11 protein-coding genes are annotated in these 15,508 nt (G+C 41.2%); 5 read left to right on the forward strand and 6 right to left on the reverse strand.

The features are described 5' to 3' along the window. Positions 1–103 precede the first annotated feature (103 nt). The gene (locus V7K84_RS14645) at positions 104–538 is read right to left on the reverse strand and encodes an NUDIX hydrolase (protein ID WP_334839064.1); all 435 of its coding nucleotides are present in this window, start codon (positions 536–538) and stop codon (positions 104–106) included. Positions 539–558: 20 nt separating this feature from the next. Continuing rightward, positions 559–975 (reverse strand): hypothetical protein, encoded by a 417-nt coding sequence (locus V7K84_RS14650; protein WP_334839066.1) that lies wholly within the window; start codon positions 973–975, stop codon positions 559–561. A 331-nt stretch (positions 976–1,306) separates the two neighbouring features. Between V7K84_RS14650 and folD the strand changes: the two genes are divergently transcribed. From folD to V7K84_RS14665, 3 genes are all read left to right on the forward strand, one after another. Further along, on the forward strand, positions 1,307–2,194 hold the full coding sequence (gene folD / locus V7K84_RS14655; protein WP_334839067.1) for a bifunctional methylenetetrahydrofolate dehydrogenase/methenyltetrahydrofolate cyclohydrolase FolD: 888 nt from the start codon (positions 1,307–1,309) through the stop codon (positions 2,192–2,194). A 154-nt stretch (positions 2,195–2,348) separates the two neighbouring features. Further along, the gene (gene crtE, locus V7K84_RS14660) at positions 2,349–3,281 is read left to right on the forward strand and encodes a geranylgeranyl diphosphate synthase CrtE (RefSeq protein WP_334839069.1); all 933 of its coding nucleotides are present in this window, start codon (positions 2,349–2,351) and stop codon (positions 3,279–3,281) included. Positions 3,282–3,532: 251 nt separating this feature from the next. After that, entirely contained in the window at positions 3,533–3,988 is a 456-nt protein-coding gene (locus V7K84_RS14665; RefSeq protein ID WP_094350479.1) for a divergent PAP2 family protein, read from the forward strand. 267 nt (positions 3,989–4,255) lie between these two features. On the opposite strand, the gene V7K84_RS14670 is transcribed toward V7K84_RS14665, so the two are convergent. From V7K84_RS14670 to V7K84_RS14685, 4 genes are all read right to left on the reverse strand, one after another. Next, positions 4,256–4,915: a hypothetical protein gene (locus tag V7K84_RS14670; RefSeq protein ID WP_334839071.1), complete on the reverse strand. Its 660-nt coding sequence runs from the start codon at positions 4,913–4,915 to the stop codon at positions 4,256–4,258. A 269-nt stretch (positions 4,916–5,184) separates the two neighbouring features. Next, positions 5,185–5,514 (reverse strand): MgPME-cyclase complex family protein, encoded by a 330-nt coding sequence (locus V7K84_RS14675; RefSeq protein ID WP_334839073.1) that lies wholly within the window; start codon positions 5,512–5,514, stop codon positions 5,185–5,187. 61 nt (positions 5,515–5,575) lie between these two features. Further along, positions 5,576–6,295 (reverse strand): SnoaL-like polyketide cyclase, encoded by a 720-nt coding sequence (locus V7K84_RS14680; protein WP_334839075.1) that lies wholly within the window; start codon positions 6,293–6,295, stop codon positions 5,576–5,578. Between the two features lie 159 nt (positions 6,296–6,454). After that, on the reverse strand, positions 6,455–7,180 hold the full coding sequence (locus V7K84_RS14685) for a pyridoxine 5'-phosphate synthase (RefSeq protein WP_334839077.1): 726 nt from the start codon (positions 7,178–7,180) through the stop codon (positions 6,455–6,457). A gap of 191 nt (positions 7,181–7,371) precedes the next feature. Here V7K84_RS14685 and V7K84_RS14690 point away from each other — a divergent pair, with 191 nt between their 5' ends. After that, positions 7,372–13,305, forward strand: coding sequence for a trifunctional serine/threonine-protein kinase/ATP-binding protein/sensor histidine kinase (locus V7K84_RS14690; protein WP_334839079.1), 5,934 nt, complete (start codon positions 7,372–7,374; stop codon positions 13,303–13,305). A gap of 101 nt (positions 13,306–13,406) precedes the next feature. Beyond that, positions 13,407–15,299 (forward strand): sensor histidine kinase, encoded by a 1,893-nt coding sequence (locus V7K84_RS14695; RefSeq protein WP_334839086.1) that lies wholly within the window; start codon positions 13,407–13,409, stop codon positions 15,297–15,299. The last annotated feature ends 209 nt before the right edge of the window (positions 15,300–15,508 follow it).

Below are 15,508 nucleotides of genomic sequence, written 5' to 3' on the forward strand. Positions count from 1 at the left end.
ATAAGAGTTCTAACTTTATTTTGACTTCTAGGGATGTGGGGAGTAGGGAGCAGCACTTCTGTCTCTCGTGCCAATGACAAATGACAAATGACTAATCCCCAAATTATGTTGGATTTTTCTCAATAAAATCCAACATAATTTTTTGATGCATTGCCCCTAAAGGTCGCACTTCGCCAGCATTTTGTGAATAACAGTTACCTTGGCGAATATCTTCTGGCGTAAATAACGCCATATCCCAGCCTTCATTCAGAACCAGTTGATTTAATTCCACCAAGAGTGGTGCATGAAAGACATGACGGACAACTCTTTCATTGGGATAACAACCAAATTCAACAAAAGGTGGTAGATTGTAGCCGATTTCTTCTAAAATTTCTCGTTTTACCGCTACATCTGGCGTTTCACCAGGTTCGATGTGACCGCCAAACAGTGCCCAGTAACCAGGGTAGAGAATACCGGGGATGTTGTCACGCAATTGCATGAGAAACTTGTTTTTCTGGTAGAGAATTGCGATCGCTACGTGCGCCTGTTGATTGTTCATGTCTTTATTTTTAATTGTTATTATTCTTCTTCTAAATAAACTTCCCCCAATTCTTTGCCAGCTAAGGGAATACTTCGGTAGCGAATTTTACCCTTAATTACAACTTCTGAACCTTCACCCAGATTCTTTTGATTGGTGACTACCCAAATTTTGCCCGTTGAGTCCTTAATTTTATAAGCCCACTGTTCGATCAGGGGAGCTTGCTTTTCTACCTGACCTTGGATGTAAACTATAGCCTGATTGTCTTGTTTTGCTTTAATCTCTCCAATTGGAGTGACATTTGTACCAATTTTTAAGCCAGCACCACGCAAACCAGGCGATATCAAGTTATCACAACTACAAAGTCCTGTTATCAGGAAAAAAGTCAACCCCAAACGGTAAGGAACAATACTGTGCCCGTACAAGAACGAAAGAGATAAATTTCTTATTTGTCGCATAAAAGCCACCGATTTATTTATTTTGGGCATTTGGTTGGCACAAGAGGCAGAGGTACAGAGGCGAAAAACTTACTGCAACTTATTTCTCCCCTGCTCCCCTGCCCCTCTGGCCCCTCTGCTCCTCTGCTCCCCTGCCCCTCTGCTCCCTCACTCCCAATTCTTTATTCTTCAGATGATGCCGTTGATCTGAGAAAATAAACATTATGAATTTACTGTGAGAGAAACGCTACGACATCAAACAGCAACACAATAATAGTCGAAAGTCAAGAGTTAAGAATCAATATTTTCATTTTGGACTTTGGACAAAAAGCGAACATAGCTGGGAATTTTCATGGAAACAAAAACTGCCAAACTCCTTGATGGGAAAGCTCTAGCAGCAAAAATTCAGCAAGAACTTTCTGTTGCGATTACACAATTACAACCAAAAATTGGACGACCACCTGGTTTAGCAGTGTTGATGGTTGGTGATAACCCAGCGTCAGCTGCTTATGTACGCAATAAAGAAAAAGCCTGCGCTAAAGTTGGGATCGCTTCTTTTGGTAAGCATTTCCCTGCCGAAACTAGCCTTGGAGAGTTAGAAGAGGTAATTGCTGCACTCAACCACGATGAAAGAGTGGATGGCATTCTTGTGCAATTGCCCTTACCTAACCACCTGGATGCTGTAACTCTGCTACATCAAATCGATCCCGATAAAGATGCTGATGGACTGCACCCAGTTAACTTGGGGCGACTAGTACGGGGAGAAAGCGGTTTACGTAGCTGCACCCCGGCTGGTGTGATGCGGCTTTTAGAAGAATATGAGATTTCTTTACAGGGAAAACAGGCAGTAGTGGTGGGGCGCAGTATTTTAGTGGGTAAACCGATGGCGCTGATGCTATTAGAAGCTGATGCTACAGTCACGATCGCTCACTCGCGATCGCATGACCTCAAAACCATCACCCAAAATGCTGATATTCTAATTGCAGCAGTAGGTCGTCCCGGATTGATCTCTGCTGATATGGTGAAACCGGGCGCTGTTGTGGTAGATGTGGGGATGAATCGCGTCACCGATGCGAATGGCAAAAGTCGTCTGATTGGCGATGTCCATTTTGAATCAACCGCTGATGTAGCAGGATTTATCACCCCAGTTCCTGGTGGTGTTGGCCCGATGACTGTTGCCATATTGTTGGAAAATACATTTGCTAGCTATTCCAGAGCGGCAAAAGAAGAAAGAGAGTGAATTAAAAGTTATTCTTAATAACTCTTAACTTCTAAATCCCGTACAGACGCGATTAATCGCGTCTCTGCTCCTAACTCTTCATTTTTTTCAGCCCCCCAGCACCTTAAAATTGTGACGTATAAGGCAAAAATCGCAAAATATCAGGAATTAAAGAATGGTAGCAACTGATAACGTCCAAAAGACACCACCAGAGGAAGCCACATTTAACTTAGTAGCTTATTTAAAAGAGCGACAAAAGCTTTGTGATAATGCTTTGGATCGGTCTATCCCGGTCATTTATCCAGAAAAGATTTATGAGGCGATGCGCTATTCGTTATTAGCTGGAGGTAAGCGTGTACGTCCCATTCTTTGCCTTGCCACCTGTGAAATGATGGGTGGAACCATTGAGATGGCCATGCCAACGGCTTGTGCTGTGGAGATGATCCACACAATGTCGTTGATACATGACGACCTGCCAGCGATGGATAATGACGATTACCGTCGGGGAAAGCTGACGAATCATAAAGTCTATGGGGAAGATGTTGCGATTTTGGCTGGGGATGGCTTGTTAGCTCTTGCTTTTGAGTCTGTTGCCATTGAAACCCCCCAAAGCGTTAAGAGAGAGGTAGTCTTGCAGGTTATTGCCCGTCTTGGTCGAGCATTAGGGGCAGGTGGTTTGGTCGGCGGTCAAGTTGTCGATTTAGAGTCGGAAGGTAAATCTGATATTTCCTTAGAAACCCTAAATTTCATTCATAAACACAAAACAGCCGCCCTCTTGGAAGCTTGCGTAGTTTGTGGCGGACTGATTGCTAATGCATCACCTGAAGATGTGCAGCGACTAACTCGTTATGCTCAAAATATTGGGCTAGCATTCCAAATCATTGATGATATTTTGGATATCACTTCTACCCAAGAGCAATTAGGTAAAACAGCTGGTAAAGACCAAAAAGCTCAGAAAGTTACCTATCCCAGCCTTTGGGGACTTGAGGAATCGCGCTCAAAAGCCCAAGAGCTAGTTAAAGAAGCTTGTGTGGAATTAGAACCATTTGGAGACAGAGCTAAACCACTCCAAGCGATCGCTCATTATATTACCAGCCGTAATAACTAGTAACGCTTTAACGTTTTATTGATTGGGAATGGGTAGTTTATTTACACCAAATTGTATTACTACTGCCCAGCGGAATTCAAAATTCACTCATTCAAAATTAAAAAAGCTTATCAAGTAAGCTTTTAGGTGATTTTGAAGAGTTGGTCTGTTTCCACCGTGATGTACTAGATTAATTTGGGATTTTGGGTTGAATCTAAATGTTTCCTCAACCAACAACTGCTGCTAATATTTACTAACCTAACCAAAATAACATGCAGGACATAGGCAACATTTTAGACAACCGGGTGCTGCTGGTTGCTCTGGTAGCTTGTTTAATTGCTCAAGCATTAAAGCTCGTAGTTGAGATCGTCAAACATCGCAAATTGAATGTACGTGTTTTGGTGACAACCGGAGGTATGCCCAGTGCCCATTCGGCTCTGGTTACAGCTCTAGCCGCTGGTGTAGGGCAAACACTGGGTTGGGCATCTCCTGATTTTGCCGTTGCGATCGTTTTTGCCATCATTGTCATGTATGATGCAGCCGGAGTTCGCCAAGCGGCTGGTAAGCAAGCTCGTATTCTCAATCAAATGATTGATGAATTATTCCATGAAAAACCAGACTTTAGCCAAGACCGTCTGAAAGAATTACTCGGACATACACCAGTTCAGGTAATCGCTGGGTCGGCTTTGGGTATAACCATCTATTGGTTAGCTAGGTCTGCTTATTAAACTAGGGCAATAAATCTTTGTTTGAGGGGATATTGATAATTAGTAACTGGTAATTTGTCAATCAATTTTGGATTTTAGATTTACCCCGTAAATAAATTCAGGGGATTAAGGATGAAAGGATTTGTGCCAAATAACTTGCTTCTCGCAAAGCGAGTATAAATATATTCGCTGAAAACCCTTTGAAATTTTGAATTTAAAATCACAAATTAGGTCAATTGACAAATTACCACTCTGGTAGATCGCATCAGTATGCCAGTCAACTTAACACTAAAACCGCACAGTCGAGCGCAGCAGAATCACTTTACGACTATCTACTAGGCTGGCAACGAAACCACCATTGTTTAGCTTTTGCAATGTATTATACGCTTCAGTTTGGTTAGTGGTATAAACTGCTAGCAAGTAAGGGCGTTGTCCATAAGAAACAAAACCGACGTTACCTCCGACCACTTGCTGCACATTATTTACTAGTTCTGGACGGTTGTAATAATCTACCAGCACTGCATAACCTTCTCCTAATGTTTGAGGATTATAGCTGACTGTCTGCTGAGGTGATTTTGGCTGTGACTGTGGCTGCGGCTGCACATCTGCCGTTGTTGTTGGTCGAGTGGTAATTATGGCAGACAAGCCAACAATATTGCTGACATATCTTGCCCAACGATTGGCATCGTCAATTTTGTTAAAACCCCCGACTCGCGTCACAGTTTCGTTGAGATATTTGCAGGTGATAGTTTTAAGTTCGGGTGGTAAGGCGCTACGTAACTGCTTTTGATTATTTGCTGTGGGACTGACTACTAATAAAAGATACTCACCCCCATTTGGTGGTTGACAAGAGGGAATGGTTTTTTGAGCAAGTACAGAACTCATGCCACCAATCAACCCTACAATCGCTAATCCTAAAACACTTGGTAAATTCTGAAATCTATGCACAAAAGTTAGATTATGTAAATTAAGGTGTCCTAGAAGATTTTATAAGAAAAAAGCTGAAAACCTAGCTACTTCAGTATGGTGATGAAATATGTGTCAAAAAATATATTCTGTTACTCAAAAATAAAATTAGGGTGTGGGGAAGAGGCAGAGGGGCAGGGGGGCAGGGGAGCAGAGGAGCAGGGGAGACAAGGGGACAAGGGGGAATTATTAAACAAGTCTCTCCCATCTTCCTTGTCTTTTATCCATGCCCAATGTCCTATGCCCTATGCCTAAGATACGGTAACTAACGATGCTAAAGCATCTGGTATTGCCTCAGAAGGAGCCTGGAATTCTCCAGTGATGACGTACTCTAAACGCAGTTTTAACCAAGTAATAAATTGAGGATTTGTAGAAATAATTGCGACTGCTGGTTGGGGACACTTTGCCTTTAGCTCTTTAAACTGCGGTGCTTCCAAGAAAGCTGGTTGCTCAACTAACCAAAAATCGATTTGTTTTTCTTGTTCGTGGTAGTTACGGGTACGTTCTTTGAGAACTTCGTGTATCGGTTCTTCTTCGAGAAGAAAGCGTTGACTTGCCAAAACATAATGGTATGTTTGCATTTTCATCCTTTGGTTGCTATGTGAATAATTTCAGGGCACAGTGACTCTGTACCCTGACAAACTAACTTTTGTGGGATTTCTTGAACCAAGAACTGAACGGACAAGCACTTTTCTGGTTTTCAGATTTTGTCTTTTTGCCACCAGATGTTAGCTTTTCCAAGAACAGATTATTGTCGAAGTAGTGTTCTAAGGAAATAACCTTCAAGTCATCGGTAACTTTTGCAATGCTCATGCCGATAATTTCTATTGTCTCTCCAGTAGGTGCATGGCCTTTATATTCTCCGTTAAAATGTCCCCAATGCCGCCATTTAAATGTTACATTCGGTGGCCCTGAGAAAACTTCCAGTACTTCCCAAGGAAATCCTTGAGGGAATGTTGTGTGGAAGACTTTTGCGGATGATTCAAAGGTTTCTTCTGAAGCTTTGTAATGCTCTGAATCAGGCATAAATAGATTGTAAGTACCTTGGGCGGATAAATCTGCTGCGGTATACTCTACTCCGCCATTGGTACTGACGCGAAAGTTGTCATTCACAATAGATAACCACTCTTGCGGGTTAGCTTTGAAGGATACCTCCATCTCGAAAGTTCTCACCAAATTTTGCACGATCGCTTCCAGTGTTCCTTCAAGATGATTGTAGATACTTTCTTTAGCGAGATTCTCTTTTGAACGAGAATAATCAGGCGGTGTTTGATAGCGCCACTCGACATCAGTGCTTTCTGCTATCACTTTATCTCTATCCTGTACCCAAAGTGGCAGGTTGTTAGACTGTGTTGCGCTCATAGAACTTTTTGCTGAAGATTTGATCCCAATTTCTAGATTTCGCAGTGACAACCCTCTTTTTAAAGCAGGGGAGCAGGGGAGCAGGGGAGCAGGGGAGAAGTTGCAGTAAGTTTTCCCCTCTGCCCCTCTGCCCCTCTGCCCCTCTGCCTCTTATGCCTCTTATGCCCCATTCCCTCTTATAGCTTGTTTCATCTCGCGGACTGCCCTTTCCATACCTACTAATGCTGCCCGACTGATGATGGTATGACCAATGTTCAGTTCTTCCATGCCTGGAAGCGCAGCTACCGGATAGACGTTCCAGTAGGTGAGTCCATGACCAGCGTTAACTCGCAATCCAGCTTGAATCGCTTGTTCACAACCTTTAGCTAATATGGCTAATTCTCGGTGGCGATTTGTTTCATCTTTAGCTTCGGCATATTGTCCGGTGTGCAATTCAATAAACTGCGCATGTATCTTGACAGAGGCTTCAATTTGTGCTGGTTCGGCGTCGATAAATAAACTAACTGGAATGCTAGCGCTTTGCAATTTATCGACTATTTCACCTATTCTAGCAATTTGCCCGACAATATCTAGTCCGCCTTCTGTTGTTACTTCTTCGCGCTTTTCGGGGACTAAAGTCACGTAATCTGGTTTGATATCGAGAGCGATCGCTAGCATTTCATCTGTAGCGGCCATTTCTAAATTAAGATGCGATCGCACTGTTTGCCGCAATATCCGCACATCCCGATCTTGGATATGCCGCCGATCTTCGCGCAGATGCACCGTAATTCCATCCGCACCTGCTAATTCTGCCAGTACCGCCGCCGCTACTGGATCTGGTTCCACCGTCCGCCGCGCTTGCCGGATAGTAGCGATGTGGTCAATGTTAACGCCAAGTGTAGGCACCCCAAGTTTCTCCCAAATCCACAGTCCTTAGAACTTGATTTTACCGGAAATAGCGGTAGTTTTGCTGATGGAGCTACAGATAGATTACACGCGTACAATGCGATTGTTTAAAAGAAAACTGAGTTAGCAAAAGCTTATTCTTGGGCAAACTACTTTAAATAAGTAGCTGATTTCACAAGAGTTGATGAAGTATGAATACAGCAGTTGAGCCAATGGACAAGCTTTTGAACTATCAAATTAGCGAACAACTTTATGCAGGCTCTAGAACCTTAGTTTACCGTGCTATTCGAGAGGCGGATCGACTTCCGGTTGTGATTAAACTGCTTCAGCAAGAGTATCCTAGCTTCAATGAACTGCTGCTGTTCCGTAATCAGTACACTATTGCTAAAAATCTTGACCTACCCGGTATTGTTCGTCCCTACAGCCTGGAACCTTACCGCAACAGCTATGCCTTGGTGATGGAGGACTTTGGCGGTATTTCCCTCAGAGATTGGCTCAACCAAAAAATGGGAAGCAACCAATATACTCTCACAGAGTTCTTGGATATTGCGATCGCTCTGAGTAATACTCTTGACGGACTTTATCGCCATCGAATTATCCACAAAGATATCAAGCCAGCCAACATTCTCATCAACCCGGAAACTAAGCAAGTCAAGTTGATTGACTTTAGTATTGCCTCCCTTTTACCCAGAGAAACCCAGGAAATTTACAGTCCTAATGTCTTAGAAGGTACTCTCGCCTACCTTTCCCCAGAACAAACCGGGCGGATGAATCGCGGAATCGACTATCGCAGTGATTACTATTCCCTCGGCGTTACCTTCTATGAATTGCTGGCTGGACGCCTACCCTTTGAGTCTAACGATCCGATGGAGTTGGTTCACTGTCATATTGCCAAGCAGCCAGAAGAATTAGGGAGCAGGGGGCAGGTGGTCACTGAGCGTAGTCGAAGTGGGGCAGGGAGTAGGGGGGAAGAAGAGATTCCCGAAGTTCTTTGTGAGATTGTGATGAAGTTGATGGCGAAAAATGCTGAAGACCGCTATCAGAGTGCATTAGGGCTGAAATTTGATTTAGAAAAATGTTTGTCTCAATTGCAAGAAATTGGCTCGATTAAATCTTTTGAATTAGGTGAGCGGGATATTTGCGATCGCTTCATTATTCCAGAAAAACTTTACGGTCGCCAAGCCGAAGTTCAAAGCTTACTGGATGCCTTTGAAAGAGTCAGTCAGGGAAGCACTGAAATGATTTTGGTAGCAGGCTTCTCTGGCATTGGCAAAACTGCTGTGGTGAACGAAGTCCACAAGCCAATTGTGCGACAACGGGGTTATTTCATTAAAGGTAAATTTGACCAGTTCCAGCGCAACATTCCTTTCTCTGCTTTTGTACAAGCTTTTCGAGATTTAATCGGGCAACTGCTGAGTGAAACTGATGCCCAATTTGAGCAATGGAAATCCAAAATTCTCTCTGCTTTGGGTGAGAACGGACAAGTGATGATTGAGATGATTCCAGAACTGGAAAGTATGATTGGTAAACAGCCACCTGCGCCGGAACTCTCTGGAAGTGCGGCACTAAATCGCTTCAATTCGCTGTTTTTGAAATTCACTCAAGTCTTCACTGCATTAGAACATCCATTAGCGATCTTTATTGACGATTTGCAATGGGCAGATTCTGCTTCTTTAAAGTTAATACACTTGTTAATGAGCGAAGCTGACATCCGCTATCTACTGTTAATTGGTGCTTATCGAGATAATGAAGTCAACCCAGTACATCCGCTGATGCTGACTTTGGAAGAGATTCAGAAATTAGATGCCACAGTCAATACAATTACCTTATTATCCCTCGATCGGGTTTCTATCAATCATTTGGTTGCAGATACATTGAGCTGCTCTTTAGCTTTAGCCACACCCTTAACAGAATTAGTATTGAGCAAAACTAAAGGTAATCCTTTCTTCAGCACCCAGTTTCTCAAAGCGCTACATCAAGATCGATTAATTACATTTAATTTTAATGGTGGTTATTGGGAATGTGATATTGCTCAGGTGCGATCGCTCGCCCTTACCGATGATGTAGTAGAGTTCATGGCAATTCAACTTCAGAAGTTGCCAACAGAAACTCAAGAAGTTTTGAAGTTAGCAGCTTGTGTAGGAAACCAATTTGATTTAGAAACATTAGCGATCGTTCATGAAAAATCACTGTTGGAAACAGCCACAGATTTTTGGAAGGCTGTGCAAGATGGGTTGATTATTCCTACCAGTGAGGTTTATAAGTTTTACCATGATGAGTCTGAATTTATAATTCAGAATTCAGAATTTCAGCAATACAATTCTCCTGACTCTTGCTCTTACAGATTTCTTCATGACCGCGTTCAGCAAGCAGCCTATTCTCTTATCCCTGAATCTCAACGAAAAGCTACTCATTTCAAAATTGGGCAATTACTGTTAAACAATACATTACCTGAAGCGCTTGAAGCTAGTATTTTTGACATTGTTAATCAGCTAAATGAGGGAATTGACATAATTGATGAACAGTCCCAAAGAGATGAACTTGCTCAACTGAATCTAATTGCTGGTAAGAAAGCAAAAGCTTCTACTGCTTATAAAGCAGCCCTTAAGTATTTCACCTTAGGCAGAGAATTACTAATAGGCGAAAGTTGGTTAGTTAATTATAATATTACGTTTGAATTACATCGAGAATCCGCAGAATGTGAATATCTAACTGGTAGCTTTGACCAAGCCGAAAGATTATTTGAGATGGCGTTAACTCAAAGCCAAGATAGGTTTGAACAAGTAGATATTTATAGGATTCAGATGTATCTGAAAATGACTCAGGGTGAAAATATAGCAGCTAGTATTGAAGCTGGAGTAAAAGGTTTGAGAATCATCGGGATGAATCTGCCAGTCACTCCTGAAGAACAGCAAGCTGCTATCGAAGCTGAACTTCAAGAATTAAAAGCTAAACTTCAAACGGTTCGTATACCAGATTTATTCGATCTGCCTGAGATGACAGATCGAAACCAGAAGGTTTGTATGGGTATTTTAGCTGACCTTTGGGCAGCAGCTTATATGGGAGGAGATCAATACCTCAGTTGTTTGGCTCCTGTATTAATGATCGGTTTATCATTGAGGTATGGCAATGCAGAAAGCTCTGGTTTTGCTTACTGTTTATATGGAATGAATCTGGCAAATAAAGGAAATTATCAAACAGCTTATGAGTTTGGTACATTAGCACTAAAACTCGATCGTCACTTCAATAGTACCCAGTTTATTTTTAAGACCAATAATATTTTTGCCCACACCACTAATCCCTATAATCAGCATTTAAAAACTAATTTGCCGCTTTCTCAACAATCATTCCAAATATGTCAAGAAACTGGAAATTTGGTGTTTGGTGTTTGGGCGGTTTCATTTCTGATTTGGGCGATGTTAATTAAAGGCGATCGCCTCTCAGATGTTTACGCGGAAACTGAAAAATATCTGAACTATGTCCAACAGGTTAATGATGCCAATATGCTGTATGCCTTTACTTTACAACGGCAGTTCTTATTAAACCTGCAAGATATATCTAAAAACACAGATTTATTAGAAGATCGCAATGACGAAGATATTCCCTATATCGAAGTGTGGAGACAGAAGAACAACTTTGAACATGGAATTAATTGGTACTGCTTTCTCAAAATCCAATTGTCGTACCTTTATGGCCGCTACGCAGATGCTGTGGAAGCAGCAGAAGAAGCTGAGAAAACTCTTGGTTGTAACTCTGGTTTCTTCCCAATTATTCAGTATCATTTCTATTATCCACTAAGTTTGATAGCTCTCTATCCCAATGTGACATTAGAAAAGAAAAAGCAGTATTGGGACATTATTCGAGAGCATCAACAAATTCAGAAAACCTGGGCTAATAGTTGCCCAGACAACTTTCTACATCGATATCTCTTGTTATCTGCGGAAATAGCAAGAATTTCTGGCAAGTATATGGATGCAATCGAATCATACGATCGCGCCATTGCTAAAGCTAAAGAAAACGAATACCTCAACGAAGAAGCTCTCGCCAACGAACTTGCAGCCAAGTTCTATTTAGAATGGGGTAAAGAGCGCATTGCTCAAGAGTATTTGATTAATGCTTACTATTGCTATACACACTGGGATGCTAAAGCCAAAGTCAATGACTTAGAACAGCGTTATCCACAACTGCTAGCCCCGATTTTACAACAGAAGCGTTCACTATTCACACCTAATGAGACGTTCGCAAATATTGACAGCATTACTACCTTCCATCCCAGTATTAATAAATCAGTAACTTCTAGCAGCAACACATCAGTAATGCTAGATTTGGCAACAGTTTTAAAAGCCTCTCAGACTCTTTCGAGTGAAATTGAACTAGATAAATTACTTACAAAGCTGCTGCAAGTGGTAATGGAAAATGCTGGAGCAGATAAGTGTGCGTTACTACTGCTTAAAGAAAATAGATTGGTAGTTGAGGCGACTACTCAAGCTGGGCAAAAATCAACGGTATTACAGTCAATTTTTGTGGAAGATAGTGCAGAGGTTCCCCATAGCCTAATTTACGCCATAAAACGTAACCTGCAATCTACCGTTATCTTTGATACAGCATTGCATCCAGCCCTAATAGCCGATCCCTATATTATTCGTCAGCAACCTAAAAGCTTGCTATGTACACCGATTCTCTATCAAGGGAAACTCTTAGGGATTTTATATTTAGAAAACAATCTGATGACTGGGGCATTTACTAGCGATCGCGTCGAAATTCTCAATCTATTATGTACTCAAGCTGCAATCTCCCTGGAAAATGCCCGACTTTATCAGCAGGCACAAAATACTCTAGAAAATCTGGGACAGACTGAACAATTCTTGCGGTTAATTATGGACAATATTCCCCAGTCTGTTTTCTGGAAAGACCGCAATAGTGTTTATTTAGGCTGTAATCATAAGTTTGCTCAAGCTTCGGGTGTAGGAATACCAGAAAATGTTATTGCTAAAACAGACTACGATTTATCTTGGACTCGCGAAGAATCAGATTGGTATGTAGAGTGCGATCGCCGCATTATGGAATCTGGACAAGCTGAACTAAATATTATTGAAACATTACAGCAAGCAGACGGAAAACAAATCTGGTCTAATACAAATAAAATTCCCCTAAAAGATAGAGAAGGAAACGTTTTTGGCATCCTTGGAACGTCTGAAGACATCACCAAATACCAACAAGCACAACAATTGTTACAGCAGCAAAAACAACAATTAGAAAAAGCATTGAAAGAACTCCAAACAATGCAATTGCAAATAGTGCAAGGTGAGAAAATGTCTGCACTTGGTAATTTGGTCGCAGGTGTTGCCCATGAAATCAACAATCCTGTCGGCTTCATTGCTGGCAACTTAGAACCAGCCAAAGATTATGTTAAAGATTTGTTGGGACTAATTAATCTTTATCAAGAAAAGTTTCCCAATCCCGGCTTAGATATTCAAGATGAAATTGATGCCATCGACCTGAATTATTTACGCGAAGATTTACCGAAATTGCTGGACTCGATGAAATTGGGTGTTAGCCGTATCCGCAGTATTAGTACCAGTTTGCGAACCTTCTCCAGAGCAGATAAGGATTACAAAGTTCCTTTTGATATTCACGAAGGCATTGACAGTACTATTTTGATTCTCAGACACCGTTTAAAAGCTAATGAAAACCGTCCAGCAATTGAGGTAGTGAAGAATTATGGCAAGCTACCTCTAGTGGAATGCTTTGCTGGACAACTTAATCAAGTGTTTATGAACTTGTTAGCAAATGCCATTGATGCACTTGAACAATACAATTCAGAACGCAGTTTGGAAGCGATTCTTGCCAACCCTAATTGCATCGCTATTCAAACTCGTGTAATAGATTCAGGTCAGAATGTTTTGATTAAGATTGCTGATAATGGCGTGGGAATGTCACCAGAGGTTAAACAAAAAGTATTTGACCATTTATTTACTACTAAGCCTGTCGGAAAAGGCACTGGATTAGGATTAGCGATCGCTCGTCAAATTGTGGTAGAAGCACATGGCGGTTCGCTCTCTTGTACTTCCGAACTGGGAAAGGGGACAGAGTTTGTCATTCAAATCTCTACTCAACAACAATAATTTGTGTTCAGTGTTGAGTGCTGAGTGCTGAGGAAAGTAGAAATTACTCAGCACTTTTCTTTTTCGCTATTTAAATTTTAGTTGAAAATAAAATGACAATAATGCTTAAATCAGGTAAATTTTCCTTAAAGATTAAATCTCTATGGTATGCCCTAACCAACAAAATTTACTACTCATTTAAACGGCGATCGCGTAATTTTATATTATTATCAATTGTGATACTTTTGTCCATTAGTATTAGCGCCACAGCTATCACTAGTTACAAGATTGTTAAAGGATTGTTGCTCGATAGTATTAAAGAACAAGTACTATTAAAAACACGCAAAGGTCAGGATGATATCGATAACTGGTTAGCCATTCGTAAGACAGAAATTAAGACTTTGGCAAATTCTGCTGTGGTGCGATCGCTAGATTGGCCTGTAATGGAACCTTATTTGCAATCTGAATTGAAGCGGCTGCAAACGTTTTTGCTCATGGCATTGGCTACATCAGATAGTACATTAATCAATACTCATGGAGATCATCTCAATGTTAAAGACCGAGAATTTTTTCAGCGGAGTATGACGGGTGAAACGATAGCAGCCGATCCAATTATTGGACGCACAACCAAACAGTTACAGATTCAGATTAGTTCGCCGATTCCTGCCGAAAGAGGTACAAAGCCAGCAGGTGTTTTAATGGGAGGAATTCCAATTAACCGGGTCGTTGAGGTCATCAGCAATTTACATCAAGGTAAAGGCAGCTATGCTTTTGCCCTTAATTCTCAAGGAATTCCCATCGCCCATCCCAACACGGAATTTATTGGTACAACCGAAAAAGCTGCCAAGAGTTTTCTGAACTCGCGCAATCCCAGATTAGTTGAAATTAGCCAAAAAATGGTAGCTAAACGCACAAATATTGAATTGGTTCAACTGGATGGTAAATGGAGCTATGTTGCTTACACTCCTCTGAGAGAAGCAAATTGGTCAGTAGCGTTAATTGTGCCAAAAGAAAATATTGAATCGCCATTACAGGCGTTGAACCTGTTGGCTACAGTTTTGGGAGGATTGCTATTGATTGGGTTGATTAGTGCATGGCGACAGGTGCAGCTATACGAACAGATTCGCGATCGCGCCTTTGTTTCTAGCCAGCAGGCGCAACAACTCAGCAAAACCCTGAAAGAATTGCAAAATACCCAAGCTCAACTCATCCACACCGAAAAAATGTCTAGCCTGGGACAATTAGTGGCTGGAGTGGCACATGAAATCAATAATCCTGCCAATTTTATTCATGCCAATCTCAACCATGCCAGCGTTTACAGCCAAGATATCCTTGATTTGCTCAAGCTTTATCAACAAACATACCCAAATCCTACACCCGAAATTAGCGATCGCGCCCAAGACCTTGATATTGAGTTTCTGGCAGAAGATTTACCCAAATTAATGGCATCAATGCAAGTGGGAACCAAACGCATTCGTCAAATTGTACTATCGCTGCGTAATTTCTCGCGCCTTGATGAAGCAGAAATGAAATTTGTAGACATTAATGAAGGATTAGACAACACTCTGATGATTCTGAATCATCGGCTGACAGCCACGCCTAATCAACCAGAAATTCAGATCGTTAAAAAATATGGTGATTTACCTCTCGTAGAATGCTATGCAGGGCAACTCAATCAGGTATTTATGAATGTTCTAGTGAATGCAATTGATGCTATAGAAGAGTCATTCTTAGTAAAGAATGAAGGACAAATTCGCATTCAGACTGAACTCACTGATGAAAAACAAGCGATCATTCAAATTTCCGATAATGGTATTGGCATGTCAGAAGAGGTAAAGCAACGAGTATTTGACTATATGTTCACTACTAAACCTGTGGGTAAAGGAATCGGATTAGGAATGGCGATCGCTTATCAAATAGTTGTAGACAAACATCAAGGAACTATTGAAGTTGATTCTACTCCAGGATGTGGAACAGAGTTTACCATCTGTATTCCTTTAACAAGTAAAAATTAAAAATTGCTGACACAATTGGAACAGCCAAAAATTATATCAAAGATTGTTTTAGCTAATTTATACACTCATGATTAGAGGCGATATACTTTAAGAAAGTTGATTTTAAATTTAATCTGATAAGCTGTTGCGCCTACAATTTGCATATAATAAAGATGAATATAACTTCGGGTACAGGTTGTTATGCCGGCTATTGGCTTTCTAAGTTTAGA

This window comes from Nostoc sp., from assembly GCF_036917315.1.
Taxonomy (GTDB): Bacteria; Cyanobacteriota; Cyanobacteriia; order Cyanobacteriales; family Nostocaceae; genus Nostoc.